We start from the raw sequence: 11,760 nt of genomic DNA, 5'->3' as shown, positions 1-11,760 counted from the left end.
CGGGACCGGCCGCCGGTTCTTCGCCGGTGGCGTCCACCCGGTCTTCGCGTTCCTCGCTCACCTGTGCCATCAGACCTCGAGCAGCTCGGCTTCCTTGTGCTTGACCAGCTCGTCGACCTTGTGCGAGTACGTGTCGGTGAGGTTCTGCAGTTCCTTCTCCGCGCGCACGACCTCGTCTTCGCCCGCTTCGCCGTCCTTGCCGATGCGGTCGAGCTCTTCCTTGGCCTTGCGGCGGATGCTGCGGATGGTCACCCGCGCGTCCTCGCCCTTGCCCTTGGCGACCTTCACCATCTCCTTGCGCCGCTCCTCGGTGAGCTGCGGGATGACGATGCGGATGACCTGGCCGTCGTTGCTCGGGTTGACCCCGAGGTCGGACTCGCGGATGGCCTTCTCGATGGCGTTGAGCTGGGTCTGGTCGTAGGGCTTGATCAGCGCCATCCGGGCTTCCGGCACGTTCACGCTGGCCAGCTGGTTCAGCGGGGTCGGCGCACCGTAGTACTCGACCACGATGCGCGAGAACATCGACGAGGTGGCCCGGCCGGTGCGCACCGACGTCAGGTCGTCCTTCGCGACGGACACCGCTTTTTCCATCTTCTCCTCGGCATCGAGGAGGGTCTCGTCGATCACGGCTACTCCCGTTGTTGTGATGGTGTGGCGCCTGGCTGATCCCAGCAGGTCTAGGCAGGTACCCCGTCGGCGGGGGTACAGACCAGGGTCCCAATTCTTTCACCACTCACCGCGCGGGCGATGTTCCCCTCGGTGAGCAGGTTGAACACGATGATCGGCATGTTGTTGTCCATGCAGAGGCTGAACGCCGTCGCGTCGGCGACCTTGAGGTCCCGCTCCAGCACCTCGCGGTGGGTGATCTCGCGGAACATCTCGGCGGTCGGGTCGCTCTTCGGGTCCGCGGTGTAGACGCCGTCGACGGCCTTCGCCATCAGCACGGCCTCGCAGCCCAGCTCGAGCGCCCGCTGCGCGGCCGCGGTGTCGGTGGAGAAATACGGCATGCCGACCCCGGCGCCGAAGATCACGACGCGGCCCTTCTCCAGGTGCCGCTCGGCGCGGCGCGGGATGTACGGCTCGGCGACCTGGCCCATCGTGATCGCGGTCTGCACCCGGGTGGGCAGGCCCTCCTTCTCCAGGAAGTCCTGCAGCGCCAGGCAGTTCATCACGGTGCCCAGCATCGCCATGTAGTCGGCGCGGTCGCGGTCCATGCCGCGCTGCGACAGCTCGGCGCCGCGGAAGTAGTTGCCGCCGCCGATCACGACGGCGACCTGGACGCCGGTGCGGGCGACGTCGGCGATCTGCTGCGCGACCGAGTGGACGACATCCGGATCGACGCCGATCGAACCGCCACCGAACATCTCGCCGCCCAGCTTCAGCAGCACCCGGCGGTAGCCACCTTCGACCCGGTCACCCATCTATGTCGCCTCCTAGGCGCTTCGACCTTCGAAAAATCTTCTTCTGGACCCGGCAGTGCCCCGTCCCCGATGGACGGAGACGGGGCACTGGGGGTGAAACCTACGCCCGGACCTGACCTCAGGCCTGGCCGACCTCGAAACGGGCGAACTTCGTGATCGTCACGCCCGCCGCGTCGAGCAGAGCCTTGACGGTCTTCTTGTTGTCCTTGACCGACGGCTGCTCGAGCAGCACGTTGTCCTTGTAGTACGCGTTGACCTTGCCTTCGACGATCTTCGCCATCGCCTGCTCCGGCTTGCCCTCTTCACGGGCGGTCTTCTCCGCGATGGAGCGCTCGTTCTCGACGATCTCGGCGGGCACCTCGTCGCGGGTCAGGTACTTCGCGCGCAGCGCGGCGACCTGCATGGCGGCGGCGCGGGCGGCCTCGGTGTCGTCACCGGTGAACTCGACGAGCACGCCGACGGCCGGCGGCAGGTCCGAGCCGCGGCGGTGCAGGTAGCTCGTGGTCTGGCCCTCGAAGGACACGACGCGGCGCAGCTCGAGCTTCTCGCCGATGCGGGCGGACAGCTCCTGCACGACCTCGTTGACCGTCTTGCCGTCCAGCTCGGCGCCCTTGAGGGCGTCCACGTCGCTGGACTTGAGGGTCTTCGCGACCTCGACGATCTTCGCGGCGAGCGCCTGGAACTCGGCGTTCTTCGCGACGAAGTCGGTCTCGGAGTCGAGCTCGATCAGGACGCCGCCGGCGCCGGCGACGAGGCCTTCGGCGGTGGCGCGCTCGGCGCGCTTGCCGACGTCCTTGGCGCCCTTGATGCGGAGGAACTCGACGGCCTTGTCGAAGTCGCCGTCGTTCTCCTCCATCGCCTTCTTGCAGTCCATGAAGCCGGCGCCGGTCATCTCGCGCAGGCGCTTCACGTCAGCGGCGGTGTAGTTCGCCATTCTGCTAAATCCGTCCTTTTCAGGTACGTGAAATCCTTGGGGGGAGCGACATCCGTGCGGCCGGGCCGGGATCCGGCCCGGCCGCACGGACAGCGGTGGATCAGGAGGAGGCGGTCGCCTGCTCGGCCTCGGCGGGGGCCTCGGCCGGCGTCTCGACCGGAGCGTCGACGGCCGCGGCCGCCTCGGTCGCGTCGGCGGCGGCGGTCTCGGAGCCGGCGAGCAGCTCCTTCTCCCACTCGGCCAGCGGCTCGTCGGTGGCGACACCCGGCTCCGGCTTGGAGTCGGCCGAAGCACCGTTGCGGCTGGAGCGCTGCATCAGACCGGCGGCCGCGGCCTCGGCGACGACCTTGGTCAGCAGCGCGGCCGACCGGATGGCGTCGTCGTTGCCCGGGATCGGGTAGTCGACCTCGTCCGGGTCGCAGTTGGTGTCCAGGATCGCGACGACCGGGATGTTCAGCTTGCGAGCCTCGCCGACGGCGATGTGCTCCTTCTTCGTGTCGACGATCCACACGATGCTCGGCACCTTGGCCATGTCGCGGATACCGCCGAGGGTCTTCTCGAGCTTGTCCTTCTCGCGGGTCAGCGTCAGGATCTCGCGCTTGGTGAGACCCTCGAAGCCGCCGGTCTGCTCCCGCGACTCGAGCTCCTTCAGGCGGAGGAGACGCTTGTGCACGGTCTGGAAGTTGGTCAGCATGCCGCCGAGCCAGCGCTGGTTCACGTAGGGCATGCCCACGCGCAGGGCTTCGGCCGCGATGGCTTCCTGAGCCTGCTTCTTCGTGCCGACGAACATGATCGTGCCGCCGTGCGCGACGGTTTCCTTGATGAACTCGTACGCACGGTCGATGTAGGTCAGCGTCTGCTGCAGGTCGATGATGTAGATGCCGTTGCGCTCGGTGAAGATGTAGCGCTTCATCTTCGGGTTCCACCGACGGGTCTGGTGCCCGAAGTGGACGCCGCTGTCGAGCAGCTGCTTCATGGTGACGACGGCCATTGCCGGAATCGACCTCTTCTGTGTCGTGCGCGCCGGAGCCCTTGAGGACCCTGCCGCGCTACTCGGTTTTGTCGCTCGCGGCCGGGAGGCCGCTCGCCCTGGTGCCCGTGCCGGTGTCCGGACCCTGAGGCGAAGGACCACAGGGACCGCCGAACACCGTGCGACTCGCCCCGGCCGGTGATCCACTGGCGGGGGAACGCGCACGTGCACGCGAAGTCAGTCCGCTCACACGGACCGCGGAAAAGATTCTACCCCCTGCCACCAGCCCCTCCCCCACCGGCGGCCACCGCCGGGCCGGGTTGTCCACAACGGGGTGAGTTGTCCACAGATCCGGGCATCGGACCCCAAGAGGTTCGAAGGTGCCGCAGGCTGGACGGGTGGAGTCGATCAAGGGGTTCAAAGGTGGGGTGCCGGGTCGTGGCAAGGGGCTGATTGCCCTGGTCACGGCCGCTTTCGCGGGCGTTGTGGTGCTGGTGGCTTGGTCGTTGGGCCCGCCCGTCGCCGGGCCGACGGCGGCCAGGGCGCCTTCGGCAGGCGTCGCGGCGCTCACCAGGGCGAGCGGCTCCGGCATCGCGGACGCTGCGGCGCTCGCAGCGACGAGCAGCCCCAGCGCCCGCGATGCTGCGGCGCTCGCGGCGGGTGCGCTCAGCCGCCGCCCCGCAGCTGCTGCGGAGCTTGGAAGGACGAGCAGCTCGGGCATCGTGGATGCCGCGGCGCTCGCAGCAGGCATGCCCAGTCGTCGCCCCGCAGACGCAGCGGCACCCGAAGCAGCGAACAGCCCCGGCGTCGCAGACGCCGCGACGCTCGCAGCGGCGACCCGCCTTCAGGCCGCGGACACCGCGGCACTTGCAGGCGCTGCGACGCTCGCAGCGGCGACCCGCCTGCAGCTCGCGGACACCGCGGCACTCGCAGGCGCGACCGGACCCGGCTTCGCGGACGCCGCGGAGACTGCGAGGGCGACCGGCTCTGCCTTCTCGGGCGCTGCAGCCACCGTGCCCTGGGCAACCAGCCCACCTGTCGCCGATGCCATAGCGCTCGCAGCGGGCGTACCCGGCCCGCGCTACCAGAGCGCGCCGGCCAGCACCCTGAGGCCGGTCGATCCGGCTTCGGCCGGGCCGTGGGTAACCGCGCAGGGAGCACCCGCACCGGGCGCCGCCGGATCGGCCGGACTGGCACGTGCTGCACCGGTCCTCGCGGATCGGGATGGCATCTGGGCATGGTCTCCAGGTGCAGCGTCCTGGGCTGCCGTGCGCGAGTCACCCGAACCGGTTGACCCGCCGTCGCCCGGTGCCGGATGGGGTCTCCCCGCGGTGGCTGATGCGTGGGCTGTGCCTCAGCCGCGGCTTTCCTGGCCTCTCTCACCCGATCCGGTGGTTACCAAGTACTTCGACGCGCCGGAAACGCCCTACGGGCCCGGGCACCGCGGGGTCGACCTGGCCGCCGTGCCCGGGCAGGAGGTTCTGGCGGCCGATGCGGGGGTGGTCGTGTTCGCCGGGCTCGTGGCCGGGCGGCCGGTGATCTCCGTGGACCACGACGGTGGGCTGCGCACCACCTATGAGCCCATCGCGCCGAAGGTGGCCGCCGGTGAGCAGGTGTTTCGCGGTCAGGTTCTCGGCACCGTCCTCGCCGGGCACCCCGGCTGCGCGGTCGCCGCATGTCTGCACTGGGGTGTGCGGCGGGGTGAGGAGTACGTCGATCCACTGTCCCTGACCGGTGAGGTGGGCGCTTACCGGCTCAAGCCGTGGGGCGGTGAACCGTGATCAGCTGCCGGTCTGCTCGACCAGCTTGGCGCGCAGCCGCATGACGGCGCGGGTGTGCAGCTGGCTGACCCGCGACTCGGTGACGCCGAGGACCTTCCCGATCTCCGCGAGGGTCAGGCTCTCGAAGTAGTAGAGGCTGACCACGATCTTGTCGCGCTCGGACAGCTGCCCGATCGCCTGCGCAAGCTGGCGGCGGTTGTCCTGGTCGACCAGGACCGCGACCGGGTCGACCGCGTCGTCGTCGGGGATCGTGTCGACCAGGGAGCCGCTGTCCTTGCCCGCGGCCACCAGGTCCTCCAGCGCGACGACGCTGGTGAGCTGCAGCTGGCCGTAGAAGTCGCGCAGGTCGTCGAGGCCGATGCCGAGCTCGACGGCCAGCTCGGCGTCGGTCGGGGTGCGATGCAGGCGGGCGCCCAGGCGCTCCATCGCGCGCTCGGCTTCCTTCGCCTTGCTGCGGACCGCGCGTGGGACCCAGTCCTGCGAACGCAGGTCGTCGAGGATCGCGCCGCGGATGCGCTGCATCGCGTAGGTCTCGAAGCGCAGGCCGCGTTCGGGGTCGAACTTCTCGATCGCGTCGACGAGCCCGAAGATGCCGGACTGCACGAGGTCCCCGACGTCGACGTGGGTGGGCAGGCCGGTGCCGACCCGGCCGGCGACGTACTTGACCAGCGGGGCGTAGTGCAGCACGAGCCGATCGCGCGACGCCTGGTCCGGGCTGTCGGCGAACTGCTGCCACAGCGCCGCGATACCGGCGTCGACGTCGTAGGCGGCCCGAGATTCCGCGGGCACGGCGGCGGCACCGCGAGTGTTCACTCCGGTGGCGTCGGTGACGTGCGGTCCTGCGGTCATTGCACCGTCGTTCTCGGCATGCGGCTCAGTGTCGTCTCCGTGCTCGTGCGGATGCGCGTGCGCCGCCAGGCCCGCTGGTGACGACCCCGGCGAGGCTCCCCGGGGCACTTCACGCCCTGGGATGCGCTCGGTCATGGATCGCTTTCAACCGGTCGACGGTCACATGAGTGTAGAGCTGCGTCGTGACAAGCGTAGCGTGACCAAGCAGTTCCTGAACGCTCCTGAGATCGGCGCCCCCTTCCAGCAGATGCGTCGCCGCCGAATGGCGCAGGCCGTGCGGGCCCATGTCCTGCGCTCCGGGCACCGCCGTGACGGCGTCGTGGACCACGCGGCGCACCGCCCGCGGGTCGAGGCGTTTCCCCCGGACACCGAGGAAGAGCGCGGGCTCGACGCTCCCACCGGCACTTTCGCCGACGATCTTCGGACGGCCCTCCTCGATCCAGTCGCCCAGCGCCCCGGCCGCGGGAACGCCGAACGGGACCACCCGCTCCTTGCTGCCCTTGCCGAGCACGGTCACGACACGCCGGGAGAAATCCGCGCCGCCGAGGTCCAAGCCGCACAACTCGGACACCCGGATGCCCGTGGCGTAGAGCAGTTCGACGATCGCGCGATCACGCAGGGCGATCGGATCACGTTCCGCCGCGCCGGCCGCCGAGGCCCGCATGACCTCCCCCGCCTGAGCGGCCCGCAGCACCCCCGGCAGGGTGCGGTGCGCCCGCGGGGCGGCGAGCCGGCCTCCGGGGTCGGTGGCGAGGACCTCGGTGCGGTGCGCCCAAGCGGTGAACGTCCGGGCCGAGGCCGCCCGCCGGGCGAGCGTCGTGCGGCTGGCCCCACCGGTCTGCTGCGCCGCGAGCCACGCCCGCAGCCGGGCGAGGTCCACGTCCGCGAGCCCACCCCCGGCCTCGGCGACGAAGCCCAGGAGCGACACCGCGTCACCGACGTACGCGCGGACGGTGTGTGCGGAAAGGCCCCGTTCGAGCCCGAGGTGCCGCTCGTAACCGGTGATCACGGCCCGGACCGGCTCGGGCAGGGTGTCCCGGAGCCCGCGCAGGTCCGGCCGGCGGGATCGAGGTGGCGGCGGCATGGATGTCACGCTGCGCGAACATCCGCCGCCGGTCAAGGATCGCCACGCGGGCCCACCGGTCCGGCCGAACATATTCGACGATTTCGCCGGGAATCCGTGGTGTTCACGCGCTTTCCTTCCGCCGTCGCCAGCCCGCCTCGCCGCGGACGGCGAATCCGTCGATCTCCAGCTCCGGTAGCAGGGCCCGCACGGTCCGCAGCGGAACGCCGGACTCGGCCGCGATCTCGGCGTCGGACCGGTCCGCGCGCACGGCCAGCGCCTCGTACGCCCGCAGCGCGTCGGGGCCCAGCCGGTCGGTGCGCCGTTTCGGCCGGGCCGCGGTGCCGGCTTCCACGACGCCGAAGAGGCCCACGGTCTCGAGGACCTCGTCGACCGTCGAGACCAGCGTGGCCCGGGCGTCCCGGATCAGCTCGTGGCAGCCGACCGACATGGCCGACGTGATCGGCCCGGGTACGGCCATCACCACCTTGCCCAGCGCGCCGGCGGTGCTCGCGGTGTTGCGCGCACCGCTGCGCCGCCCGGCCTCAACCACCAGGGTGCCTTCGGTGAGGGCGGCGATGAGCCGGTTGCGGACCAGGAACCGGTGCCGCGCCGGCGGGGTGCCGGGCGGGTATTCGCTGACCACCGCGCCACCGCTGCCGGCGATGCGGGTGAGCAGCGCGACGTGCCCAGCGGGATAGCCAGCGTCGATGGCGCACCCCAGCACCGCGACGGTGACCCCGGCCGCGGCGAGCGCGGCGTGGTGGGCTTTGCCGTCGATGCCGTAGGCCGCCCCGGAAAAGACCGGCACGCCTCGGGTGGCGAGCCCGTGGGCAATATCGGTGGCGTGCTGGTTGCCGTAGTCGGTCGAGGCCCGGGCGCCGACCACCGCCACGGCACGATCGGCCGCGGTGCCGAGCGGGATGTCGCCGGCGACCCAGAGCGCCAGTGGTGGCACGGCTTCCGTGACCCCGCGCTGGGCGGCGAGGTCGAGGGAGAGGAGTGGCCAGGCCGGCCATTCGTCGTCCTCGGGCACGACCAGCCGGGCGCCGACCGCCGCGGCCCGTTCGAAGTCCTGGCCGACGAGGTTGTACGCCCGCCGGGCCTCGGTCGCCTTCAGCACGTCGGGCGGGCAGTCGCCACGCCACACGCGAGCGGCGGCCTCCACAGGCCCGTGCCGGGCCACGAAGGCGACGAGTGCGGGGGCCGGTGGCTCGGCGACCCGCAGCAGGTAGGCGCGGGCCCGGTGCAGTTCGTCGGCGCGCTCCTCGACGGTGGGTGCGGAGCCGGCCGGTTCGGAGCCGGGCTCGGACTCACCGGGCAGGCATCCGGCGGGCGGGCATCCGGGAGTGCTCATGCCGCGACCCGCTCTCGGAAGGCCAGCGCCGAGCCGACCTGTTCGGGACCCGGGCGGGGTTCGGCGTCCAGGTCGGCCAGGGTCCAGGCGATGCGGAGGCAGCGATCCGCTCCCCGGCCGCTCAGGATTCCGCGGTCCATGGCCCGGTCCAGGAGGACCGTCGACGACGGCGGGAGGGCGAACTCGCGCCGGAGGGCCGGACCGGGGACCTCCGAGTTCGCGCGCCAGCCGTGGTCCTGCCAGCGGTGGGCCGCACGGGCGCGGGCTTCCAGCACCCGGGCGCGAACCGTCTCCGAGGACTCCGCCGTATCCGTGTCGTGGACGCTGATCGCGCTCAGCGGACGCAGGCGGACCCGGAGGTCCACCCGATCCAGCAACGGACCCGACAAGCGGCCGAGGTAACGGCGGCGGGCCATCGGGGAACAGACGCAGTCCACGTCCTTCGGCGGGGCGCACGCGCACGGGTTCGACGCCAGCACGAGCTGGAACCGCGCCGGGTAGGTGATCGAGCCCTTGACGCGGGCGATGCGGACCTCGCCCTCCTCCAGGATCGTCCGCAGGGATTCCAGGCGCTGGCTGCCGAACTCGCAGACCTCGTCGAGGAACAGGACTCCGCGATGGGCACGGCTGATCGCGCCGGGGGACGCGAGTCCGCTGCCGCCGCCGATCAGGGCCGACACCGAGATCGAGTGGTGCGGGGCGACGAACGGCGGGATCGTCACCAGTGGCGACGACTTCGACAGCGAACCGTCGACCGAGTGCACCGCCGTGACTTCCAGGGACTCCTCGGACGACAGCGGCGGGAGCAGGCCGGGCAGCCGCTTCGCGAGCATCGTCTTGCCCACGCCCGGCGGCCCGGTGAGCAGCAGGTGGTGCCCACCCGCCGCGGCCACCTCCAGGGCCCAGCGCGCCTCCGGCTGGCCGACGACGTCGGCGAGGTCCGGAACCTGCGGTGGCACGACCGGCGCGGGCGGTTCCGGGGCGACCAGGCCGGCTTCGCCCTTCAGCCAGCCCACCAGGTCACGCAGGTGGGTCGCGCCCGCCACCTCGATGCCGTCGACCAACGCCGCCTCGACGAGGGAATCCGCCGGGACGACGGCTCGCTCGTAACCGGCCGCGCGCGCCGCCAGCAGGCCCGGGAGGACGCCGCGGACCGCGCGGACCCGGCCGTCCAAGGCGAGTTCGCCGAGCAGGACCGTGCCGAGCAAGCGCGTCGCCGGGACGGCGCCCGTCGCCGCGAGCACGGCCACCGCGATGCCGAGGTCGTAGGCCGAGCCGACCTTCGGTAGGTTCGCCGGGGACAGGCCGAGCGTCACCTTGCCGTCGGGCCAGGGCTGCCCGGAGTTGCGCACGGCGGAGCGGACGCGGTCCTTCGCCTCGCGCAGACCGGCGTCCGGCAGGCCGACGAGGGTGACGCGGCTCAGGCCGCCGCCGAGGTCGGCTTCGATCTCGATGACGCGGCCGTCGATGCCCAGCAGGGCGACCGACCAGGACTTGGCGATCGGCATCAGAATGCCGCCTCGATGTGCTGCAGCCGCGGGCGGGCGCCGGCTTCGGCGAGGATCGTGACGACGTCGTAGCGCACGGGGCACCAGCCGATGCGGAACTCGCGCAGCCAGCGTTGCGCCGCGCGGCGGACCCGGCCGGCCTTCTCCTCGGTGACGGTCTCCGACGGCAGGCCGAACTCGGTTCCGGACCGGGTTTTGACCTCGCAGAAGACGACCCGGGTGCGGTCGGTGAGGACGAGGTCGAGCTCGCCCTCGCGGCAGCGCCAGTTGCGGGCGAGCAGGACCAGGCCGCGGTCCTGCAGGTGCCGCGCGGCCACGTCCTCGCCCCAGGTGCCGAAGTCGCGGCGGTGTCTCGCGAGCTGATCGGTGCCCGTCATCGTGTTTCGTCCCCTCGCCGCGCCGCGGCGGTCACCGGGGCGGTCCCGGTGATCACGGTGCGTGCGTGAACGACGTTGCCAGGGCGCGTGGCGGGGAGACCAGACCCGGATCGCCGGGTTGTGGACAACCGGGGGGATGTGGACAACTGCCCCGCCCGGCGACGGCGTGGGACCGGAAATGTCGGTGCGGCGTGCTAAGGGCACGGACCCCGGCAAGGGGCCCGGAGACGACAAAACCGGCGAAACCGCGCCTGGTAGCGCGGTTTCGCCGGTGTGACGGGGAAGCTCAGCCCGAGAACGGGCCGTCTTCGGGAAGCCGGAGGTCCGGCTTGTCCAGCTCCTCGACGTTGACGTCCTTGAAGGTGATCACCCGCACGTGCTTGACGAACCGGGCGGGGCGGTACATGTCCCAGACCCACGCGTCGGACATGCGGACCTCGAAGTACACCTCGCCACCGCCGTCGCGGACCTGGACGTCCACCGCGTTGGCCAGGTAGAACCGCCGCTCGGTCTCCACCACGTACGAGAACTGGCCGACGATGTCGCGGTACTCGCGGTACAGCGAGAGCTCCATCTCGGTCTCGTACTTCTCGAGATCCTCTGCGCTCATGAAATCCGCGCCCCTCCTCGGGATCGTGCTCCTGCTCCGCCGGCGGAGCGTTCATTGTGACCTACGCCGGCGCTCGGGGCATGCAACGGCAGGCTGAGTTGTGGGTCCAAAGCTTCGTCGAGGACGGCGGCCAGGCTCGCACCGGCGTCCTTCTCCATGGCTTTCTCCAGTGCCGCGTAGGTCAGGACGACCGGGCGCTCGGGCCGCATGCCGTGCGCGATCGCCGCCGTGGCGACGTTCGTGTACGACCAGCGGTGGACGTCGCTGGGCCCGTGTTCGCGCAGCGCCGACAGGTGGTCCGCCGTGCTGTATCCCTTGTGCACGTCGAAACCGTAGTGCGGCAGGTCGTCGTGGTGACCGGCCATGATGCGGTCCCGGGTCACCTTCGCCAGCACCGACGCGGCCGCGATGGCGGCCACCGTCCGGTCGCCCTTGATCACCGCGGCGTTCGGGGCGGTGAGGCCCGGGACGCGGAACCCGTCGGTGAGGATGTAGCCCGGTGCCACGCGCAACGCCGCCGCGGCGCGGCGCATGCCTTCGAGGTTCATCACCCGGATGCCGTAGAGGTCGACCTCGGCGGTCGGGACGACGATCACCGAGTAGTCGACGGCCCGGGCGAGGACCAGGTCGTAGACCCGGTCACGCGCCTTGGCCGTCATCAGCTTGGAGTCCGTCAGCTCGGTGAGCCGCGCCGCGTCGCCTTGTTTGAGCACGCACGCCGCGATCACGAGCGGGCCCGCGCACGCGCCGGCCCCGGCTTCGTCCACACCGGCGACCGGGCCGAGGCCACGGCGGTCGAGTGCGCCCTGCAGACCCCAGAAGAGGTCGCCGCGCACCACGGCTCGCGGCGGCCGGATCGGCTCGGCCGCGGTGAGGGGAACGGGAAGTGT

At 71.5% G+C, this 11,760-nt stretch carries 12 protein-coding genes; 1 reads left to right on the top strand and 11 read right to left on the bottom strand.

Going from position 1 to position 11,760, the window contains the following annotated elements:
• Positions 1–69 precede the first annotated feature (69 nt).
• From frr to rpsB, 4 genes are all read right to left on the bottom strand, one after another.
• Complete coding sequence (frr, locus tag MUY22_RS23020) at positions 70–627, bottom strand: ribosome recycling factor (protein WP_247062391.1); 558 nt, start codon at positions 625–627, stop codon at positions 70–72.
• A 50-nt stretch (positions 628–677) separates the two neighbouring features.
• On the bottom strand, positions 678–1,421 hold the full coding sequence (gene pyrH, locus MUY22_RS23015) for a UMP kinase (RefSeq protein WP_247062389.1): 744 nt from the start codon (positions 1,419–1,421) through the stop codon (positions 678–680).
• 118 nt (positions 1,422–1,539) lie between these two features.
• Positions 1,540–2,355: a translation elongation factor Ts gene (gene tsf / locus MUY22_RS23010; RefSeq protein ID WP_247062386.1), complete on the bottom strand. Its 816-nt coding sequence runs from the start codon at positions 2,353–2,355 to the stop codon at positions 1,540–1,542.
• Positions 2,356–2,455: 100 nt separating this feature from the next.
• Positions 2,456–3,346, bottom strand: a complete 891-nt coding sequence (gene rpsB, locus MUY22_RS23005) for a 30S ribosomal protein S2 (RefSeq protein ID WP_247062384.1) — start codon at positions 3,344–3,346, stop codon at positions 2,456–2,458.
• Positions 3,347–4,431: 1,085 nt separating this feature from the next.
• Here rpsB and MUY22_RS23000 point away from each other — a divergent pair.
• Positions 4,432–5,106: a M23 family metallopeptidase gene (locus MUY22_RS23000; RefSeq protein WP_371827680.1), complete on the top strand. Its 675-nt coding sequence runs from the start codon at positions 4,432–4,434 to the stop codon at positions 5,104–5,106.
• Here the strand turns inward: MUY22_RS23000 and MUY22_RS22995 are convergent, their stop codons facing one another.
• The 7 genes from MUY22_RS22995 to MUY22_RS22965 all read right to left on the bottom strand — a co-directional run bounded on the left by MUY22_RS22995 (position 5,107) and on the right by MUY22_RS22965 (position 11,709).
• Positions 5,107–5,955: a FliA/WhiG family RNA polymerase sigma factor gene (locus MUY22_RS22995; RefSeq protein ID WP_247062382.1), complete on the bottom strand. Its 849-nt coding sequence runs from the start codon at positions 5,953–5,955 to the stop codon at positions 5,107–5,109. It abuts the gene before it with no gap.
• A 109-nt stretch (positions 5,956–6,064) separates the two neighbouring features.
• Positions 6,065–7,039, bottom strand: a complete 975-nt coding sequence (locus MUY22_RS22990; protein ID WP_247064060.1) for a tyrosine recombinase XerC — start codon at positions 7,037–7,039, stop codon at positions 6,065–6,067.
• A gap of 103 nt (positions 7,040–7,142) precedes the next feature.
• Positions 7,143–8,375 carry a DNA-processing protein DprA gene (gene dprA / locus MUY22_RS22985; protein ID WP_247062380.1) on the bottom strand — a complete coding sequence of 411 codons (1,233 nt, stop codon included), beginning with the start codon at positions 8,373–8,375 and terminating at the stop codon, positions 7,143–7,145.
• On the bottom strand, positions 8,372–9,883 hold the full coding sequence (locus tag MUY22_RS22980) for a YifB family Mg chelatase-like AAA ATPase (protein WP_247062379.1): 1,512 nt from the start codon (positions 9,881–9,883) through the stop codon (positions 8,372–8,374). The genes dprA and MUY22_RS22980 overlap by 4 nt, the downstream gene beginning before the upstream one ends.
• A complete protein-coding gene (locus MUY22_RS22975; RefSeq protein WP_247062378.1) occupies positions 9,883–10,260 on the bottom strand; it encodes a YraN family protein in 378 nt (125 codons plus the stop codon). The genes MUY22_RS22980 and MUY22_RS22975 overlap by 1 nt, the downstream gene beginning before the upstream one ends.
• Before the next feature lie 286 nt (positions 10,261–10,546).
• Positions 10,547–10,870, bottom strand: a complete 324-nt coding sequence (locus MUY22_RS22970) for a DUF2469 domain-containing protein (RefSeq protein ID WP_003096226.1) — start codon at positions 10,868–10,870, stop codon at positions 10,547–10,549.
• The gene (locus MUY22_RS22965; RefSeq protein ID WP_247064058.1) at positions 10,867–11,709 is read right to left on the bottom strand and encodes a ribonuclease HII; all 843 of its coding nucleotides are present in this window, start codon (positions 11,707–11,709) and stop codon (positions 10,867–10,869) included. The genes MUY22_RS22970 and MUY22_RS22965 overlap by 4 nt, the downstream gene beginning before the upstream one ends.
• Between the last annotated feature and the right edge of the window lie 51 nt (positions 11,710–11,760).

Source organism: Amycolatopsis sp. WQ 127309, from assembly GCF_023023025.1.
Taxonomy (GTDB): domain Bacteria; phylum Actinomycetota; class Actinomycetes; order Mycobacteriales; family Pseudonocardiaceae; genus Amycolatopsis.
The sequence above is the reverse complement of the archived record's forward strand: the minus strand, read 5'-3'. Positions and strand labels throughout refer to the sequence as shown.